The following is an 18936-nucleotide window of genomic DNA, read 5'->3' as shown; positions in this document are numbered from 1 at the left end:
AAAGCAAAGGATGACCGAGGGCATCGCCGAGGCCCGCGCCCTGACCGACCGGGGCGCGCATCAGGCGGCGCTGGCCCTGCTGGAGGCGCTGGCCGCCGATCCGGAGATCCGCATCCTGCCCGCCCAGACCGCTTTGCACCTGCCACGGCGCCTGCACTCTGCCATGTTGCATCTGGCCAAGGCGCGCGGCGACGCCGTGGCCCGCGCCGGGTTGCAGTTTCTGCTGATGCCGCCGCCCGAGGTTCTGGCACCCCTGTTCCACTATACCCTGGCCGAACAGCGGGCGATGACGTCGGCCAACCTGGCCCCGGTGCCGCGGGTGATCCACCAGATCTGGATCGGCCCCTTGGCCGTGCCCCCCGGCGTGGCGGCCTGGCGTGCCCATGCGGCACGGCAGGGCTATGGCTACAAGCTCTGGCAAGAGGCCGACCTCGCGCGGCTTGGCCTGCCCGACCAAGCGATCTTTGCCGCGATGCTGGCCAAGGGGGATTACCCCGGCGCGGTTGATGTGGCGCGCTATGCCATCCTTGCGGCGGAGGGCGGGATCTACCTTGACTGCGACTGGTATCCGGCGCGCGACGATATCGGTTTTCACGACCTGTTGCCGCTGCAGGGCCTGACCGCCCTGGCCGAGGTGGTGCCGCGTCAGACCGGGCTTGGTGGCCTGCTGCTGGCCAATTCCTTCATCGCCTGCCCGCCGGCCCACCCCGCCCTGCTGCGCCTGAACGCGCAATTGCCGCAGGCGCGGGCTTTGTTGCCCGAGGCGCCGGCCTGGTGGGCGACCGGGCCTCTGGTCTTCACCCTGGCCGCGCGCGGCGGGGCGGTCAGCCTGGCGCCGCAGACGCTTGTCGCCGGGGCGCTGGCGAAGGCCGCCTCGCCCGAGGCTTTGCGCGCCGAGGCGATGGCGGAGGGTGGCGGCCTTCTGATCGCCTGGAAGTCATGGTGAGGTGAGAAGCGCCGGCAGGCCGTGCCAAGCACAGCCCGGATGGCCCCGGGTCAGGGCAAAAAGCCGCTCCAGAAAGCCCCAGACCTGGGCGTCATGCACCAGGTGGTGGGTCAGCAGACCCACCGGCGCATCGCTGCGGCTGATGGCTGCGGCCAGTTCTTCGAACAGCACCGCATCGGGCCGACCGCCCCTGCTGCCGTGCCAATCCATCACATCGACATGGGTGTTGAACAGCGGCAGGGGGGCGTCACCCTCCGGGCCAAAGACCGACAAAGCCCGAAAGCCAAGGCCGGGCAAGCCCTGCACGACCTGAGAGCTGATCCGGTTCCACGGCGGCACCAAAACCGGGGTGAACTGCCCGCCATGGAGGCACGCAAGATGGGCAAAGCCCTGCGCCAACTCGGCCAGAACGGTCGCCACAGGGCGATGCGCGCCCAGCTCCTGCTTCTTCTCGGCGGGCGGGGCGTGGTTGACATGGGCCCAGCCATGGACCGCGACCGAAACACCCGGCGCCGACGACAGCCGGTCCGCCAGGTCCTGCCCCGAATGGGCCGGGATCACGGCGAGCGTCACCGGCACCCCTGCGCCAGCCGTCAAGGCCAGCAGATGGTCAAGGGCAGCACTTGGCTGCACGGCATCGTCATCGCGCAGCCAGAGCCGGGCAGGACGCCCCTCGGCGGCCCGCAAGTCCAGCGCCCGCAGCAAGGTGTCGCTCATGTCTGGTCCTTCATTGCCAGGTGCAGCAGATGATCCAGCCGGACCGCGGCGCCGGCAAGGCTGTGGTCGCGCAAGACCTGCGCCCGCGCCGCCTGCCCCATCCGGGCTTGCAGCGCGTCCTCGGTCAGAAGGCGGGTGATGGCGGCCGCGGCGGCCTGGTCGTCGCCCTCGGCGGTCAGAAAGCCGGTGACGCCATCTGCCACGACCTCGGGCACGCCGGCCACCGCCTGCGCCACGACGGGCACGCCGGCGGCCTGCGCCTCCAGATAGGCCAGGCCATAGGCCTCACCGCAGCCGGGCCAGACATAGGCCCGGGCGGTGGCCAGCAGTGCTGCGATGGCGGGTCGGTCCTGCTGGCCCAGCCAGCGGACCCGCCCCGGCGGCAGGCCCACGAACAGCGCCTGCACCTGCGGGCAGCAGGGGCCGTCGCCGATCACTGAAAGGTGCCAGTCCAGCCCCACGGGCAGCAAGGCGGCCCAGGCGGCCAACCGCTGATAGCTTTCCGCCTTGTCGCCGGGCCGCATCATGGCGACGGTCACCAGATGGCCGGGCCGCGGCTGGCTTGGCGCGGCAAAGGGCGTCGTGTCGATGAAGGCGGGAAAGCGGGCGAGCCGAGCCTCCGGCAACTCCCCGGCCAGACCCGCCGCATCGCGACCCGTCACGCACAGGTTCAGCCGCGCCTCCTGCACCGCCGCCCGGACATGGGCCTGCATCTCGGCCCAGATGCCGATGTTGCGCCGGCGGGAGTAGGAGGCCTCGACCGTCAGATAGGCCAGGCCGAAGCGGCGCGAAAGAACGGGGCCCAGAAGATCGGGCGCCTTGTAATAGGGGTGGTAGCAAAGCCAGACATCCGGGGCGCCGCCCTGCTCCCACAGGTCCGCGATCCGCGCCACCTCGGCCCCGGCCGTGGCCTGAAGCTGCGCCCAGCCTGTCTGGTCCTGCGCATCGCCCAGAAAGGCGCGCAGCTCCGAGACCACCGCGACCTGATGCCCGGCCTCCTGCAGGCAGGCGATCAGAAGCTGCGACATCAGCCGGTCGCCCGAGGGAACCGGATGGCCGGGCGCCTTCAGGGGTGCGTAAAAGGCGATCCGCAAGACAGGCTCGGGTCGGGTCATCAGCGCGGAGTCCACATGATCTTCACTTCACCGGCCCAAGTTAAACCCAATTTCACAAGTCAGCGACCCCAATCCGCCGGGGCGCCCTGATCCTTGACAGCCTCGCCGAACTGCCGCATCTCACCTGCACATGCAAGCGTGGCGGAGTGATCATGCCCCTGTCTTCCCTGCTCGACTCCATCACGTCCCGCGAGGCCCGCGTCGGGGTCATCGGTCTGGGCTATGTCGGCCTGCCTTTGGCCATGGCCGCGGCGCAGGGCGGCTTCACTGTCACCGGCTTTGACACCGACCCCGGCAAGATCACCGCAGTCGAGGCGCGCAAAAGCTATATCGAGGCGGTTTCGGATACCGTTCTGGCCAAACAGGTCGCCGAGGGGCGCTTCACCGCCACCTCGGATTTCGCCCAGCTCGGGCAATGCGATGTGATCGTGATCTGTGTGCCGACCCCCCTGACCCGGCACCGCGAGCCGGATCTGTCCTTCATCACCCGGACCTGCGACGACATCGCCAAGACGCTGCGCAAGGGGCAGTTGGTGGTGCTGGAATCCACCACCTATCCGGGGACAACCGATGGCCCGGTGAAGCGGATTCTGGAGGCGACGGGCCTCGTCTCGGGCCGTGATTTCTTCCTCGGTTTCTCGCCCGAGCGGGAAGACCCCGGCAACCGCGCCTTTGACACCTCGACCATCCCGAAGGTGGTGGCGGGCGACGGGGCCGAGGCCGGCCAACTGGTCACGGCCTTTTATGGCGCTGTGGTGAAAACCGTGGTCCCGGTCTCCTCCACCGCGACAGCCGAGGCGGTCAAGCTGACCGAGAACATCTTCCGCGCCGTCAACATCGCCCTCGTGAACGAGCTGAAGGTGATCTACGAGGCGATGGGCGTCGATGTCTGGGAGGTGATCGAGGCCGCCAAGACCAAGCCCTTCGGCTATATGCCCTTCTACCCCGGCCCCGGCCTCGGCGGGCATTGCATCCCGATCGACCCCTTCTACCTGACCTGGAAGGCGCGGGAATACGACATCCCGACCCGCTTCATAGAGCTTGCGGGCGAGATCAACGCCGCCATGCCGCGCCATGTCGTGGGCCGTCTGGCCGAGGCTTTGGACCAGCGTCTGGGCCGCGCGCTCAGCCGGTCGAAGGTGCTGGTGATCGGGCTCGCCTACAAGAAGAACGTGCCGGATATCCGCGAGAGCCCCTCGCTGAAGCTGATCGAACTGATCGAGGAGCGTGGCGGGCAGGCCTGCTATCACGACCCCTTCGTGGCCGAGATCCCGAAGACCCGGGCTTATGGCGCGCTCAAGGGTCGCAAGTCGGTGGACTTTGACGAGGCGGTGATCCGGGGCTTTGATGCCGTGGTGATTGCGACCGATCATGACGTGCTGGACTATGAGGCGTTGGCCAGATGGTCGGCGCTAATCATCGACACCCGCAATGTCTTTGCCCGCCGCCACATCCTGTCCGAGAACGTGGTCAAGGCCTGAGCCGTGGCGCATCGTCTGGCCATCATCGCCGACGCGCATTTCCACGACCCGGCCGGCGATTTCGGCGGCGCGGGGCTGGAGGTGGGCGGCCGACGGCTGGCCCTGCGCAGCTGGGCCGATACCAGCACCGGCCCCCGCGCCTTCAACGAGACGGCCAGGGTCCTGACCGCCGCTCTGGAGAGGATCGCAGCGCTTGGCCTGCGCCATGTGGTGCTGGCGGGCGATTACACCGATGACGGGCAGGCCGAAAACACCCGCCGCCTCGCCGCCCTGCTGGCGAAGTTCGAGGCGCGCCACGGGATGCGGTTCTATGCAACCCCAGGCAATCACGACCTGTTCGGCCCCTTGGGCAAGGATGTGACGACGCGCTTCATCTCCGCCCCCGGGCAGACCGTGATGGTGACCAGCGACGCCGAACAGGCCGCGATCGAGGGCCCCGGCGCCGTCCTGACCGCCGCCCTGCGCTGCGCCGGCCAGCCTGCCGCTTTGGATCCCATGGCGCGCTTCGGCTATTTTCGCCGGCCCGAGGATCTGCATTGGGAAAGCCCCTTCGGCCCGCAGGATCAGCCCGAACACCGGACCTATCAGGCGCATGCGGCTGATGGTTCGGTCAGCCTGCCCCTGATGGACGCCTCTTATCTGGTCGAGCCGGAGGCGGGGCTTTGGCTTCTGATGATCGACGCCAATGTGTTCGAACCGCGACCGGGCCGCACCGACCCGAGCCGCAAGAAGACCTTCATCGGGCCCTCGGATGCCGGGTGGACTTCGCTGTTGCGGTTGAAACCCTTTCTGTTGGACTGGATCCGCGATGTGACGGGGCGGGCACGTGCGCTCGGCAAGACGCTGGTCACCACCTCGCATTACCCTGTGCTGGACCCGTTCCAGGACGGCGCCGGGTCGGAGGTGGCACTTTATGGCCAGACCACCGTCGCACGGCGCAGCCCTGCGGCCTCGGTCGGGCACAGGCTGATCGCAGCGGGGCTGCGCTGGCATCTGGGCGGGCATATGCATGTCAACGCGACAACCCACCTGACGACGCCAGAGGGCAGCCTGACCGACCTGTCCCTGCCCTCCCTGGTGGCCTTTCCCCCGGCGTTCAAGGTGATCGCGGCCACGCCGGCGGCACTGTCGGCCCAGACCGTGACGATGGCCGATCTGCCGCCCGACCCCGACCTGTCGGCGCTGTATCAGGCCGAGGGCCGGCAGGGGCCCGCGCTGCCCTTCGGCGCCTTCCTGGCCGACCAGCGCCGGACGCATCTTGTGACCCGGCAACTGCCAAAGGACTGGCCGGCCGAGGCTCTGGCGCTGCTGCCGGGCCGGGATGCGGGCTTTCTTCTGGACCTGTGCGGCACGGGCGAAGCCGAGACGTCGGCAGAGTTCACCCGGCGCCACGGCCTGCCCGCCGAGGCTCTGCAGAGCTGCGCCCTGCAGGATCTGGTGCTGGACGCCAACCTGATCCGGACCGCCGGGCCGCTGGCGCCTCACTGGGTGCCGACAGAGCGACTGCACCTCTACCGCGCGCTGGCCGCCACTCTGGGGGATGACCGCGCCGACCCCGCCCGGGGCCACGCGGCCTTCTTTGCCCGCTTCCTCTCCGTGCTGGGCGCCTCGCTCGACCGGATGGCCACGGATGATACCTGCCCTGTCAGGCCGGAGGGCCAGAGGGTGAATCCGCTTGCGGTCCCGGTTGGTGCACAGGCTGAGGTGCCGCCTGTAGCTCCGGCTGCGGCAGGCGCGTCGCATGGGCTGCCACCACGATATCCATAGGCTCGCTCAGGCCGCGGATGGTGACGTTGTGATGCTCGGTCTTTTCCGAAGGCGGCAGGCCGGACAGCCGCAGCGCATAGGCTGACACCGCCACCTGCACGCCCAGTTCCTTCGTCATGGCCTCCAGCCGGCTGGCGATGTTGACCGTCTCGCCCAGGGCGGTCAGGCGGGCCACCGTCTCGGTCCGGTGGGCGGCGCCGATGCGGCCCAGAATGGCCTGACCGGCGTGGATACCGATGCCCATGGCCAAGGGTGTGCGCAGCTGGTCGCGCAGGCTTTGGTTCAGACCGTCCATCACGCCGCCCATCGCCCGGGCCGCGGCGATGGCCTTGCGCGCGCCCTCTTCCGGGGTGCCATCCATGCCGAAGATCGCCATGATCCCGTCACCCATGAACTTGTCGACGAAACCGCCGCTGTCCTCGATCGCTTCGGCCATGCGGCCGAGGAACTGGTTGAGGACAAAGACCACGTCGAAGGACAGCCAGGCCTCGGACAGCTTGGTAAAACCGCGCAGGTCGCAAAACAGGATCGTCACCTCGCGCTCGACCCCCCAATGGTATTTGTCGAAGAGAATTGCCTGACCCGGCTCCAGCCGGGCCGGCAAGAGGGTGGAGACCGCCAGATCCGCCGTCGGGCGCAGCTGGCAGGCCAGCCGCACATTGGCCGGCGCGCCGACCCGGCGCAGCACCAGCTGCTCCAGGTCCGAGGCGGGGGGCAGATCCTCCAGCCCTTCGACCACGCGCACGCGGCAGGTCGAACAGCGCGCCCGCCCGCCGCAGACCGAGGCATGCGGGACCCGGTTCGCGCGGCTGATCTCCAGCACCGAAAGGCCGCGGGTGGCTGTTACCCTTGGCCCGCCGACATATTGCACCGTGATCCGCGAGGCCATCTTGTTGCTGATCAGCAGCGCCAGCCAGATCAGAACCGCCGTCGCCAGAAGCGCGGAATAGGCATAGGACCAAGTGGAAAAGCTGTGCGAGATCGCGCGGTATTGCTCGGGGGTGAAGGGGCTGGAATAGCCGCCCCGCAGCGCGCTGACCCGGCTGGCCGAAACGAAGCCCGCATAGGCCAGCGCAGGGATCAGCACCGCCAGCCCGTAAAAGGCCCAGAGGTTGCGGCGATACCACGCCCGGGACGACAGCCACATATGGATGCCGATGCAGCCATGGACCCAGACCATGATGATCAGCAGGGCCAGCCGGACCGCCTCGCCGGGCCACATCGCCCACAGCGCATAGGCGTAGGTGTCGCGGATGCCGAAGAACTCGTAAACGCCGCGGGTGCCAAGGACATGGCGGATCAGCAGAAGCGGGATCATGAGGCCGAAGGAAATCTGCGCCACCCCGCGCAGGCCCATCCGCCAGGAGCGCTGCCGGATGAAGCGCAGCGTGCCCAGGATAAAATGCACCAGCGCCGCCGAACACAGCACGACGGTGCCGATCAGGCTGCGCGTCACCGCCAGACGCAGATCCTGCCCGACCTGCATCGCCTCGGGCGAGATGAGACCGAGCGCGTGGTTGATCAGATGCGTCGTGGCAAAGGTGAACAGCACCAGACCCGACCAGAGCCGCAGCTCCGCCGTACCGGGCCGCCAGCGCCGCCCTTCCCGCCGCGATACCTTTGGAATGCCGGTCATGCCGCCCCCTTCGAAGTCAACCGCCGGTTCTGCCGGCAGGATGGACCCGTTGCCCCCGGAGTCCGAGGCCAAAGTCGCATGTCAGCCCAGAATAACAAGATCGACCGGATGGGAAATGCCGGTAACCCGAACTCCGTTCTGCCGCAAGGCCACCGGGTTGACATAGCCCTGGGCCTCGGCCGTCTTGAAAGTGTTGCCATCGGTCAAGATCCGGGTGCCCTGCGCCTTGTTGGCGCTTTCCAGTTTGGAGGCGAGGTTGACCGAATTGCCGATCACCGTGAATTCATAACGCCCCTGCGAGCCGACGATCCCCACCGTCACATCGCCCGAGGCAACCGCCGAGCCGGTCCTGAAGCGCCCCGGCCAGCCCAGTTCGCTGAACTCGGCCGATTGCGCATCAAGTGCCGCAATCACCGCCTGCGCGGCACGCAGCGCATCGGCGGCATAGGTCTCGCTGCTGTGGACGGCGCCGAAGGTGGCCAGAATCCCGTCGCCCATGAACTTGTCGATCCGGCCATTGTGCTTTTCGACCTCGGTCAGGCTGATCCGCTGATAATGCGCCAGGACGCGCATCACCGTCTCGGGCGGCAGGCCCAGCGCGATGGCGGTGAAGCTGCGCACGTCGATGAACATGATCGAAGCGGTCCGCGTCTCGCCCTGGCCCATGCCGGGCAGGTTGGCAGATTGGGTGATCATGTCGGCCACCTCGGGCGCGAAGAACTGGCTCAGATCCTCGGCCGCCGCATGGCTTTGAATGGCGATGACCAGCACCCGCCGCGCCCGGAACAGCGCGAAGGTCAGGATCAGCGTCACGCCAAGGATCGTCATGATCTTGTCGACCTCCGCCCCGATCAACACGCTGTTCGAGGTCAGATATTCCACGTAATTCCGGGTGATCCGCGTATGCGCCATATCCGAGGTCAGCGCGTAGAGCACCATGATCCCCCAGCCCGAGGCCGCGATCAGCCCGGCCATCAGGACATAGCGCGGATCGAACCGCAGCGCGCGCAGGGCGATGAAGAAGAACAGATAGGTCATCGTCGGCGACTTGAGCGAGAACTCCGCCGGCTGCTGGTACTGGATGTGGAAGGAGAAGATCATTCCGCACAAAAGGCCCACATCGACGACCATCGACAGGACCAGAAACCACCCCGGCAGCACGGTGCGGTAGGACAGGACCACCCGGAACACCGTGAACATGAAATAGGCTGCCAGCGTCATCGGCACGAAGTTCGCGCCCGACGCGCCCTCGGCCCGGGGGGCCACCGCGTAAAGCAGCGTGAAAAAGCCCAGGATCCCCAGCTGCGCCCAGCCGATGGTCTGTTCGGCCATGGCCTCGCGGCGGTCCATCTCTGCCATCACGCGTGCCGGCATGGCATCGCCGTAATGCCCTCCGGTCCAGACGTAGTACAAAATGTCGCGCAGCGTTGTGAAGACGGAGGCCAAAGACTTTCCTACCTTCCACCTCGGGAACCGAAGCCGGGGACCGGCCCGGCAAGAGGCCCGCAATAGCTGGTTTCCCTGCAGCGAAAAAGAGTTATTTGGCGCCCGATCCGCCCAGGTCTGACCGCGGTGTCAAAGGTCGATCACCTGAAAATCCCGCCCGCAGAACGAGGCGGGGAAGATGGCCTGCGCCTCGTGTTCGATCCGGGTCAGCTGGGCGTCGGTGCGGGTGGTGCTGTGGTGGATGAAGCCAACCCGCTTGGCGCCGGCCACCTCTGCCAGACGCAGCGCCTGTTGCCAGGTCGAATGGCCAAAGCCCTTGAACTTGACCATCTCGTCATCGACAAAGTTGGCGTCGTACAAAAACAGATCCACCCCGTCGATCAGACGCAACACCGCCGGGTCCAGCTTGCCCGGCTCATGTTCGGTATCGGTGATGATCGCAACCGAGCGGCCGGCCCATTCGACCCGATAGCCCACCGCATTGCCCGGATGGTTGAGCATGTCGGTCCTGATGATCAGACCGGGATGCGGGCTCAGCACATCGCCCACGGTGAAATTGCGCGTGTCGATATGGGCGCTGCAGTAATCCGGGCCGATCGGAAAGAAGGGCGCGCGCATGAACTCCTTCAGGATCTGCTTGGTGGTCATCTCGGCGCCCATGTGGCCCGACCACATCTGCAGGGTCGATTCCTTGCAATACATCGGCAGGAAGAACGGCAGACCGATGATATGGTCGTAATGGGTATGGGTGAAATAGAGGGTGACGTTCTTGCAGCCTTCGCTCCGCATCGCGGCACCGGCGGGCAAGGCGCCGCTGCCGGCGTCGAACATCAGCACATGCTCGCCGCAGCGCATCTCGATGCAGGTCGTATTGCCGCCGAAGATCGCGAATTCCGGCCCGGTCGCGGGCAGGCTGCCGCGCACGCCCCAAAGCTTGATGCGGAGACCCGGATCAGACGTCATGCCGCGCACCGGTGCAAAAGGCCCGGATTGGTCTGGCCGGGCCAAACCCTGTCTGTCACGCGCATAGCCACGATCAGGCTTCCTCAGTAGCTGATGGGACGAAGCTTAAGAAGCATCGGCGCCGGATGCGAGGCCTGATTGCACAAATATACCAATTTTCTATTGGCTTTCTTCCTGCGCGCACCGCGATCCCGCCCTTGCCCTGCGCCTTTCAGCGCTTGGACAGGGCTGCGACTTTGCTGCGCGCCTCGGTCAGTTCGATCGTGGTCTGGCTCAGACGGTCAGCCAGCACGCGCACGACTTCGATGGTCATTTCGGGGAAGTCGGTCATCAGCTTGAAGAAATTGTCCTTGCTGATCCGCAGCGCCTCGACCGGGGTGGCGGCCCGGACGGTGGCGGTACGCGCCACATCGCACAGGATGGCGATTTCCCCGACGATGGCGTTTTCCTCCAGATCGGCGACCTTGATCTGCCCGGTCGGGCCATCGACCAGCACATCAGCCCGGCCCGACAACAGCACGAAGGCCGCATCGCCCGCCTCACCCTGACGGCACAGGACATCGCCGACGCGGTACGAGACGCGCTCCGAGGTGAAGGCCAGCAGCTTGAGCTTGGCGGGGGAGACGCCAACGAACAGAGGCACCTGCCTCAGCATCTTGACTTCATCATTCAGCAGCACGTTGTCACCTTCCCATTCGTCCCATCTCTGGTTCGGCCATGCCCTCCGACTATGCCGCGATCATTTCCTTGAAGATACCCATCTTTTGCGAAACTTCGGCGACAGCGCCATCTTCGACCAAATGACCGCGGTCAAAGACCAGAACACGGTCAAACATCAGCGCCGCACGGGCATTTGACACAACCCAGACGATGGCCGGCTTGCGATCGTCCTTGCGCAGATAGGCCAGGGCACCCGTCGCCACCCGCATTTGCGACTGCGGATCCAGCGCCGTCAGCGGGCGATTGAAGAGATAATAGTCCGAGCGGCGAATCAGCACCCGGGCGATATCCAGCTTTTGCCGCTGGACCGAGGTCAGCCGCTTGCCGCCGGTGCCGATGTGGAAATCGAGGCCGATCGACAGCACGGCCTCGTAGATCCCCAGTTTGCGCAAGACGCCGCCGGCCACGCCATAGATCCGCTCGGCGCCATCGCGGTACTTCTGGCTGATGCGGCCAAACAGCATGTTGTCCAGCAAAGTGCCCGAAACCATGTACTGGTCCGGATCGTAAAGCTCGATCGCGTCCTTGAGGCTGGGCGGCAGCCCCTCGTGGAAATCGGTCCGGAACGCCACGATCTGCGCCATCAGCTCGTCGGTCAGCAGGCCGAAGCGGTGGCGCGGCTCGATATAGTCGAAGCTGAGGCGGATCATCATGGCGCGGTCGGCATCGGTCAGGCCCATGGAGGTCTTGCCGAGTTTCTTCAGAACCATGTCGTACAGCGGGATGTCATCCGACTTCATGAAGGTCAGCTGCTGGAAGAAGGGGTGGTCGGGGGCCAGATCGCTGAACAGTTCGATCGCGTTGCGGGCGATTTCGACGCCCACCTCGAAGAGGGTCTTGCTCAGGCCGCGCTGGTCCAGGACCGTACGGAAATAGGGATTGTTGATGATCGCCCCGGCCATCAGCTCGGGCTTGCGGGCATTGCCGAACAGCAGGTTTTCAATGACCGTCGCTTCGACGTTGTAGGCGCCGGGTTCGAAGGGCACGATCAGCCCGTTCAGATCCTGCGCGGTCAATTCCTCGCGCAGGACGCTGCGCATCTCGACCGCCTTGGCGGCAAGCTCGCCATGTTCCGACATCTTGACGCTGGAGCGCAGCGCCAAATCGAACATGTCGCGCGTCAGGGCCACCGCATCCAGCGCCTCGAAGACCGAGGGCATCAGCGCGGCCATATCCTCGGCGCCATGGGCCTTGTAGTCGATCCAGTCGCTTTGAATGTCGAATTCGACGTTGCCGGCCTGTTGCGCCTCGCGGACCTCCCATTTCCGGCGGTCCAGATCGGCGCCGGTCAGTTGGCGCTGGCCCAGGGGGGCGTGTTTCAATCCGTACAGCAGGTTATCGCGCACCGTTCCGAAGAAGAAGCTGGCGTCACCTCCGGCGTAAGAGATCATGCGCCCGCTGATCGATTCGGGCAGGGAATGCAGATTGTCCGACCCGATCGTGACCCGGCCCTGACTGGGCCAGACGATCCGCGCCAGAACCTCGGCCAGAATCTCGGCCCCCGAGCCGGCATTGCCGACCAGGGCCACGGATTCGCCCGGGTTGAGGGTGAAGTTCACCCGCTCCAGACCCACCGCACCGCTTTCGGCCGTCACCCCCAGATTGACCGAGGCGATCGGCCCCTCAATCCGGCTCAGCGGGGCTTCTTCGGTCAGCGCCTGAATTTCGGGGTCCAAAAGGCCATCGACGGCGAACTGCCCGATGACCTGATTGTACTTGATCTGCACGTCCTGGCGGTTCTGGTCCCAGTCGATCAGCTCCTTCAGGGGGCCGGGCAGGTCCTTGTAGGCGCCGATCACGGCCACCAGCTGACCGATGTCCAGCTGCCCCCTCAGCGCCAGATAGCCGCCGATGCTGTAAAACAGGAAGGGCGTCAGCGAGGCGAGGAAGTTGTTGATGAACTTCACCATGAACTTCCACTGATAGATATCGAACCGGATCTTGTAGATCAGGCCCAGCCGCGAGGAGATATCGGCCCGTTCGAAGTTCGACGTGTCGTTGGAGTGGATGGTGTGGATGCCGTCGAAGATCTCGCTGACGCGGCCCGCCAGTTCGCGCGCGGTCAGCTGCCTTTCGCGGCCGAGGATCAGCAGCCGCCGCCGCATCCGCGGGATGATGAAGGCCTGCACCGTCACCAGCGCCGCGGTGATGAAGCCCAGGGGGACGCTCTGGACAAAGATATAGGCCAGCGCGGTCAGCGCCTGCCCACCCAACAGCGCTGGGGCCACGAAGGCATCGCCGGTGAAGGCGCCCAAAGGCTCCACCTCGTCCTTGATCATGCTGGCCATCTCGGCCCCCTTCAGACGTTTGAAGGTTGCGGGCGGAAACCGCAGGATATGGTCAACCAGCGTAAAGCGGATGCGGCGCAGCAGCCTTTCGCCCAGGCGGCCCTTGTAGGTGTTGATGTAGTATTTGAAGAGCCCGTTCACGATGACCAGCAGCAGGAACACCCCGCTCAGCGCGAAGAGCGTCGGCATCCGCTCCAGCGGTACGCCGGGAAACAACGTCACCGCGCCCAGCAGCGGCAGATCCACGGTGATCTGCATGAACAGCTGCGTGGCCCCGGCGGTTTCGAACCCCGCGCCCTGGATCGGGCCGTTCACGATCTGCTTGGGCAGGTTGAAGGACAGGAAATAGGGCACCATCGACAAGGCGACGATGGCCAGAATCCACAGCTGCTGCCGTTTCGTGTGGGTCCAGATATAACGCGAGATATTGGGGTCCAGCATGGCCTCACAGCCCTCCACTCTTCAGTCTGCCCTTTGGATGACCAAAGGGGCAAAGGGTCGTAACGTCCCGACGGATGCCTGTTTCCAGACCAGAAAGCTGCCGCCCGGGTCACTCAATATCAAGCCCGCTTTTCAGGCAAGGGTTTATCGTTGCAGCACAGGCTGCCGTGCGGCTGCCTTGGCCTTCATCACCCGGGCAGCCTGGGCGTAACCGCCCGAGGCGCCGTCGATGAAATGCATGTGATCGCCCGCCATCAGCGAGGGCACGATGCAGGTGACCAGGGCCGAGGTCTGGTTGTGCAGGCCGAACTGGCACAGGCCCGCGGCGGAAGCGGCTTCCAGAAGCGCTTCGATCCGGGCCAGCCCTGCGGCGTTGATGTCGAGGGTCATCTTCAGCCCGTCGTCGAACTTGCGAAAGTCGGTGTTGCGCGCCATTTCGCGCATGTAGGTGCGGGCATCGAAGCCGCCAAGGGTCATGCGGCTGCGGTACAGTACAACGGTCATGAAAATCGCGGTCAGCACCTTGAGGCGCGCAAGCAGACGCTTGCCGCGCGGCGCGCGGGCATTGGCCTCGGCCTCCAGCCCGCCCAGCGCAAGATAGGGGGTTGGGCCCTCGGGCGGCAGGGGGTTGCCCAGACCGCCAGCCGCATTGGCCACGTCGACCACATCGGCCACCAGCTTGCGAAAGGCGTCCGGGTCGGCGCCCGGCATCGGCACCGCGATGATCGACACGATCTGCCCGTTGCGCGAGGGGATCGGGTTCCAGCGGCAGGACAGGCCGGTCAGATCAGGACGGGTGCCGGGGGGCGCCATCGGCACCGTGAAGGCGCCGTCTTTCATCTGCGCCTCGGCCCAGGCCGAACCGCCGCCCGCGAACATCGCGAAGGTCAGCGTCGGACTGCCCTGAAAGCGCGCAATCCGCACATCATGCCCGGCGGCGCGGATCTCGGCCAGGGGAACGAGGGCCGTGCGCATGTTCAGGCCCAGATCCTCCTCGATCCAGCGCGCCGTAGCGGCCAGCGCCGCACGCGCCGCAGCAAAGCTGTCGGGCGGCACGGCCACGACCGCGCCATCTCCGCCAAAGACAAAGGGCATCTTGCTGTTGCCCAGCACGTTCAAGAGCGCCGTGATGACCGCAGCCCCCGCCATGTTGACCGTCTTGTACTTGCCCTGAGCGATCGCCTCGGTCGAGGAGACGACATCCGCCACCGCCAACGCCCAGCCGTCCGGCAGCGCCCGATAGCGTGACACATTCGCCACATCGGCAAACTCGGCGAAGGTCGGAAGCTCGGCAAGGAATGCGTCAGCGTGCGGATCGGTCATGGCGGCACCCTATCATGAATTTCGCTCAAATCAGGCGCACAGAGTCTCATTTTCTCTGCGCCGCTGCAAATTGCGATTTCGGGCCGGGGGTGCGCCATCCGGGGCTCTGGCACCAGCGCGGCAAAGCAGCCACGATCCGGCGACTTCGCAGCGGCCCGCACCGATTTACGCCATGGTCCTTGCATTCTGTTTGCAAATGGCAAGAACTTCCAGCCAAGACTGCTCTTCTGCGGAGGAACGGTGCCTTCATGCCCCGTGTGGCACAAGATCGGTCGGACAGGATGACGCTTCAGGGAATTGGCATGAGCACGGATCTGCTGCGCGTGGAAGACGTGAAAGTGTCTTTCGACCTGCCCACCGGCCATCTGGAGGCACTCAAGGGGGTGGGTCTGCGGGTCTTGCCGGGCAAGATCACCGCTTTGGTGGGCGAGTCCGGCTCGGGCAAATCCATTCTGGGTCAGACCATCATGGGGCTGCAACCCGACATCGCCAAGGTCAGTGGAAGGGTGCTTTTGCCCGATGCCAATGTGCCCGGCGGCATGGTGGACCTTCTGACCCTGCCGCGCGACGGGAGGCAGATCCGCGCGATCCGGGGTCAGCGCATCGGGATGATCTTTCAGGAACCGATGACCTCCTTCTCGGCGCTGCACACGATCGGCAACCAGATCTCGGAGGCCTTGCGGATCCACAAGCCCGTCTCGGCCAAGGAACAGCGCGAGCGGTCCGAGGAGATGCTGGCCTTGGTCGGCTTCACCAAGCCGGGCAAGGTCTTTGACATGTACCCGTTCGAGCTGTCGGGCGGTATGCGGCAGCGCGCGATGATCGCGATGGCGCTGATCTGCAACCCCTCGCTTCTGATCGCGGATGAACCGACCACCGCCTTGGACGTGACCATTCAGGCCCAGATCCTGACCCTTTTGCGCGATCTTCAGCAACGGCTGGACATGGCGATCCTTCTGATCACCCATGACCTTGGCGTCGTGGCCAATGTCGCCGACGAGGTGGTGGTGCTCTATCAGGGCCGGGTGATGGAATCCGGCCCGGTCGAGGATATCTTCCGGCGGCCGGAGCATCCGTACCTGAAAGGCCTCATGCAGGCGATCCCGCATTTCGGAATGGCGCGCGGCGAAAGGCTGCGCCCCCTGCGCGACATCCAGATCCGGCGCGACACGCTGATGGAGGCGATGGCCCGGGCGAAGCCCGCCGTTGCCGCCAAGGCGCCTGAGGTGCTGCTTTCGGTCCGCAACCTATCGAAAACCTACGAGATCCGTGGCGAGGCCTGGGATCTGCGCAAATCCGCCACCAAGCCCGCCCCCGCCGTCGATGGCGTCAGCTTCGACATCAAGCGCGGCGAATGTCTGGGGCTGGTCGGCGAAAGCGGCTGCGGCAAGACCACGGTCAGCAAGATCCTGATGCGGGCCGTGACCCCCGATGCGGGCGCGGTCATCTATGACGACGGCACCGGCCCAGTCGATGTGCTGGCGGCCAAGGGCGAGGATCTGCAGCACCTGCGAACCCAGATCCAGATGGTGTTTCAGGACCCGGTCTCTTCGCTGTCGCCGCGGATGTCGGTGGGCAATATCCTGTCCGAGCCCCTGGACATCCACAAACGCGGCACGGCAGCGGAGAAGCGGGCGACGGTCGATGCGCTTTTGGGCGCCATCGGCCTCAGCCAATCGGCGCGCCACCGCTATCCGCACAGCTTTTCCGGCGGCCAACGCCAGAGGATCGGCATTGCCCGGGCTTTGGCCCTCGCTCCCGGCTTGATCGTTTGTGACGAGCCGGTCTCGGCGCTGGATGTCTCGGTGCAGGCGCAGATCCTCAACCTGTTGAAGGATTTGCAGAAAGACCTTGGCCTGACCTATCTGTTCATCTCGCACAATCTGGCGGTGGTGGATTACATGGCCGACCGCGTGGCGGTGATGTGGGCCGGTCGCATTGTCGAGATCGCCCCGCGTGAGGTGATCATGCAGGCCCCGGTGCATCCCTATACCAAGGCGCTTCTGGCCGCCGTGCCCTACCCCGATCTGGACCGTCCGCTGGATTTCGCGACCTTTGCCGGCAACAGCACCCTGACCAGCGCCAGCTGGGCCGCCGCCTTCCGGGCCGAAACCTCGCCCGCCGATCTGGCACCGCTGGATCTGGGCGGCGGGCATTTCGTTCTGGCCCGGCGCAGCGCCACTGCGGGAGACCTCGTGTCATGATCACCCGCCGCACCGCCCTTTCGCTTCTGGCCACCGTCGCCCTGCCCAAGCTGGCGCAGGCCGAGATCCCCTCGCTGATGCCGCAAACCGCGATCGGCGACCTGCCGCCGCAGATCGCCCGCCTGCCGCGCAACCCGCGTGTCATCGACTTGCCCTCCATGGGGCGGTCGGCGGGCGAATACAGCGGCACGATCCGGATGCTGATCGGCGGCCAGCGCGACATCCGCCTGATCCCGATCTACAGCTATGCCCGTCTTGTGGGCTACGACGCCAAGCTGGAACTGGTGGCCGACATCCTCGCCAGTTTCGAGGTGGTCGAGGACCGGATCTACACGCTCCACCTGCGCGAGGGGCATCGCTGGTCGGATGGCAATCCCTTCACGGCGGAAGATTTCCGCTACTGCTGGGATGACATGATGAACAATTCCGAGCTTTACCGGGGTGGCCCGCCGGTGGACCTCAAGGCCGATGGCAAGGTGGTCGATTTCGAGGTGATCGACGCCTTGACCGTGCGCTACACCTTCGCCAGCCCGATGCCGGATTTCCTGCCCAAGCTGGCCGCGCCGCTGCCGCTGGTGCTGTTCGCGCCGCGCGTCTACATGAGCCAGTTCCATGCCAAGTATCAGACGCCCGAGAAGCTGGCCGAACTGATCAAGGTCAACCGGGTCGATGACTGGCCCAGCCTGCATGCCAAGATGGGCCGCTCTATCCGGCCGGAAAACCCCGATCTGCCGACACTGGAGGCCTGGCGCCCGCGCACCGCGCCTCCGGCCGAACAGTTCGTCTTCGAACGCAATCCCTATTTCCACCGCGTCGATCACCTGGGCCAGCAATTGCCCTATTTCGACCGCATCACGCTCGCGGTGTCCTCGGCCGAGATCATCCCGGCCAAGACCGCCACCGGCGAAAGCGACCTGCAAGCCTATGGCATCAGCTTTCCCGACTACACGCTGATGAAGCAGGCCGAAAAGCAGCATCCGGTCAAGGTTCTGCTCTGGCAGAAGATCCAGGGGTCGAGCGTCACGCTTCTGCCGAACCTCAACTGCAAGGATGAGGTCTGGCGCACTCTGTTCCGCGATGTGCGGATGCGGCGGGCCATGTCGGTGGCGATCAACCGCAAGGAACTGAACAAGGTCAATTTCTTTGGCCTCGGCCGCGAAAGCGCCGACACGATCCTGCCGGAAAGCCCGCTCTACAAGCCGGAATATGCCTCGGCCTGGGCGCAGCATGACCCGGATCTGGCGAACTCCCTGCTGGACGAACTGGGCCTGACCGCACGCGGCGGTGGCGGCATCCGCGAACTGCCCGATGGCAGGCAACTCGGCATCGTGGTGGAAACCGCCGGCGAAAGCAGCCTTGAGGTCGATGTGCTGGAGCTGATCGCCGACCACATGCGCGATGTGGGCATCGCGATCTACATCCGCTCCACCCAGCGCGACGTCTTCCGCAGCCGCGCCATGGGGGGCGAGGTGCAGATGGCCGTCATGCAGGGCCTCGACAATGGCGTGCCGACCGCCGACATGGCCCCCGACCAGCTGGCGCCGACCCAGGCCGACCAGCTGCAATGGCCGGTCTGGGGCAGCTGGTACAGCTCTGGCCAGACCGCGGGGCAAGCGCCCGATCTGGAGGCCGCGGTCCAGCTTGTCAGCCTTCTGCAGGACTGGCGCAAAAGCACCTCAACCGAGGAGCGCACCGTGATCTGGGGCAAGATGCTGACGATCTGGGCCGATCAGGTCTTTTCGATCGGCACGGTCAATGCGGCGCCGCAACCGATCCTGCGCTCGGCCCGGATGGCCAATGTGCCGGACCAGGGGCTGTTCGGCTTTTCTCCGACCAGCTTTCTTGGCGCCTATATGCCCGACACCTTCTACAATGCAGAGGATTGAGCC

General features: G+C 65.7%; 12 protein-coding genes and 1 pseudogene. 5 read left to right on the top strand and 8 right to left on the bottom strand.

Annotation, left to right across the window (positions count from 1 at the left end; all coding sequences use genetic code 11):
- The first annotated feature begins 10 nt into the window (after positions 1-10).
- Positions 11-946, top strand: coding sequence for a glycosyltransferase family 32 protein (locus AC1DVR_RS00945; protein ID WP_477998640.1), 936 nt, complete (start codon positions 11-13; stop codon positions 944-946).
- Here the strand turns inward: AC1DVR_RS00945 and AC1DVR_RS00940 are convergent.
- Positions 938-1663, bottom strand: a complete 726-nt coding sequence (locus AC1DVR_RS00940; RefSeq protein WP_477998639.1) for a polysaccharide deacetylase family protein — start codon at positions 1661-1663, stop codon at positions 938-940. The two genes, AC1DVR_RS00945 and AC1DVR_RS00940, sit on opposite strands and share 9 nt — an antisense overlap.
- Positions 1660-2778 (bottom strand): glycosyltransferase family 4 protein, encoded by a 1119-nt coding sequence (locus tag AC1DVR_RS00935; RefSeq protein ID WP_477998638.1) that lies wholly within the window; start codon positions 2776-2778, stop codon positions 1660-1662. Before AC1DVR_RS00935 ends, AC1DVR_RS00940 begins: the two co-directional genes overlap by 4 nt.
- A 152-nt stretch (positions 2779-2930) precedes the next feature.
- Between AC1DVR_RS00935 and AC1DVR_RS00930 the strand changes: the two genes are divergently transcribed.
- Positions 2931-4259 carry a nucleotide sugar dehydrogenase gene (locus AC1DVR_RS00930; RefSeq protein WP_477998637.1) on the top strand — a complete coding sequence of 443 codons (1329 nt, stop codon included), beginning with the start codon at positions 2931-2933 and terminating at the stop codon, positions 4257-4259.
- Positions 4260-4262: 3 nt separating this feature from the next.
- A pseudogene (locus tag AC1DVR_RS00925) lies at positions 4263-4586 on the top strand (metallophosphoesterase); the annotation flags it as partial.
- Positions 4587-5904: 1318 nt separating this feature from the next.
- Here AC1DVR_RS00925 and AC1DVR_RS00920 read toward each other — a convergent pair.
- The 6 genes from AC1DVR_RS00920 to AC1DVR_RS00895 all read right to left on the bottom strand — a co-directional run bounded on the left by AC1DVR_RS00920 (position 5905) and on the right by AC1DVR_RS00895 (position 14843).
- On the bottom strand, positions 5905-7662 hold the full coding sequence (locus AC1DVR_RS00920; protein WP_477998636.1) for an adenylate/guanylate cyclase domain-containing protein: 1758 nt from the start codon (positions 7660-7662) through the stop codon (positions 5905-5907).
- 81 nt (positions 7663-7743) lie between these two features.
- The gene (locus AC1DVR_RS00915; protein ID WP_477998635.1) at positions 7744-9108 is read right to left on the bottom strand and encodes an adenylate/guanylate cyclase domain-containing protein; all 1365 of its coding nucleotides are present in this window, start codon (positions 9106-9108) and stop codon (positions 7744-7746) included.
- 129 nt (positions 9109-9237) lie between these two features.
- Positions 9238-10071 carry an MBL fold metallo-hydrolase gene (locus tag AC1DVR_RS00910; protein WP_477998634.1) on the bottom strand — a complete coding sequence of 278 codons (834 nt, stop codon included), beginning with the start codon at positions 10069-10071 and terminating at the stop codon, positions 9238-9240.
- Positions 10072-10282: 211 nt separating this feature from the next.
- Positions 10283-10750: a cyclic nucleotide-binding domain-containing protein gene (locus AC1DVR_RS00905; RefSeq protein WP_477998633.1), complete on the bottom strand. Its 468-nt coding sequence runs from the start codon at positions 10748-10750 to the stop codon at positions 10283-10285.
- Positions 10751-10799: 49 nt separating this feature from the next.
- Positions 10800-13520, bottom strand: coding sequence for an ABC transporter transmembrane domain-containing protein (locus AC1DVR_RS00900; RefSeq protein WP_477998632.1), 2721 nt, complete (start codon positions 13518-13520; stop codon positions 10800-10802).
- A 144-nt stretch (positions 13521-13664) separates the two neighbouring features.
- Entirely contained in the window at positions 13665-14843 is a 1179-nt protein-coding gene (locus AC1DVR_RS00895; protein WP_477998631.1) for a DUF3095 domain-containing protein, read from the bottom strand.
- 302 nt (positions 14844-15145) lie between these two features.
- Between AC1DVR_RS00895 and AC1DVR_RS00890 the strand changes: the two genes are divergently transcribed.
- On the top strand, positions 15146-17047 hold the full coding sequence (locus AC1DVR_RS00890) for a dipeptide ABC transporter ATP-binding protein (RefSeq protein WP_477998630.1): 1902 nt from the start codon (positions 15146-15148) through the stop codon (positions 17045-17047).
- A complete protein-coding gene (locus AC1DVR_RS00885) occupies positions 17044-18933 on the top strand; it encodes an ABC transporter substrate-binding protein (RefSeq protein ID WP_477998629.1) in 1890 nt (629 codons plus the stop codon). The genes AC1DVR_RS00890 and AC1DVR_RS00885 overlap by 4 nt, the downstream gene beginning before the upstream one ends.
- The last annotated feature ends 3 nt before the right edge of the window (positions 18934-18936 follow it).

The organism is Rhodobacter sp. P2_H5 (assembly GCF_056403335.1).
This window is presented reverse-complemented; position numbering and strand designations above follow the sequence as displayed.